General features: G+C 57.7%; 2 protein-coding genes. Both read right to left on the minus strand.

All coding sequences use genetic code 11. The features are described from left to right. Window positions 1–82: 82 nt before the first annotated feature. Entirely contained in the window at window positions 83–412 is a 330-nt protein-coding gene (tnpB, locus tag J3481_RS14350) for an IS66 family insertion sequence element accessory protein TnpB (protein WP_206832778.1), read from the minus strand. A 29-nt stretch (window positions 413–441) separates the two neighbouring features. Further along, complete coding sequence (gene tnpA, locus J3481_RS14355) at window positions 442–786, minus strand: IS66 family insertion sequence element accessory protein TnpA (protein ID WP_328702157.1); 345 nt, start codon at window positions 784–786, stop codon at window positions 442–444. Window positions 787–869: the final 83 nt, after the last annotated feature.

An 869-nucleotide genomic window follows, 5' to 3' on the forward strand; every position in this document is an offset into this window, starting at 1 on the left:
GTCCGTCGTCGTGTTCATCATGCACAAGAATTTCGACACACCTGCCGAAATCCCTTGACAGACCCTTCTGTGTTTATCGGTCTCACACCACTTTTTTCGCGGTAACCCTCCGGTGTGCCTTCGGTTGGTTCAACGGCAGTCCGTCCAACAGCCAGTTCAGCTCCCGGCGAGTGATGACGAGGGTCTTGCCGTCGCTGGTGTCTGGCCATGGAAAGCGCCCCCGCTCCAGCCGCCGATAGTACAACCAGAAGCCGTTGTGCTCCCAGTACAGGATTTTCAGTTTGTCACGCTTTCGGTTACAAAACACGAAGACCGCAGAGGAAAATGGGTCCAGGTGAAAGGACTCCTGCACGAGCGCCGCCAAGCCGTCGATAGACTTGCGCATGTCCGTGCTGCCGCAGGCCAGGTACACACGCAATTCCCCCGGTCCAGCACCGATGTTCAGCATAGCGAGGCCAGGGTGCGCACCACATCGCGTAGTAGTTCAGTGTCGTAACCAGGCGTGACCTCGATGACAACAGGACCTACACGGACAGACAGCGGCTTGTCTGACCCCTCAGCGGAAGGTTCGCCCACACGCACGGGGATGAAACGCGGATCCGTATCGCCATGTTGATGACCACCATAGTGGCCTTCTGTCTTCAACTTGCTGACCCAATACCACAGTTGGTGTTCCTTAACCTGATGCGCGGCGCACCAGGCTGCGCCCGTTAACCCGCTGGCCCGGAAGTCCGCTACACGGGCACGCCAAAGCTCGCGAAGTTTTTCGAGTTCGGCCTTCGTCACGGTGATCCCTCCGTCAATGGATTCTAGAGGGATCATCTCGCAGAACAGAACCCGAGACTAGGTGTGCGCTATTTGACGCTCAC

It is taken from the genome of Alicyclobacillus fructus, from assembly GCF_017329605.1.
Taxonomy (GTDB): domain Bacteria; phylum Bacillota; class Bacilli; order Alicyclobacillales; family Alicyclobacillaceae; genus Alicyclobacillus; species Alicyclobacillus fructus.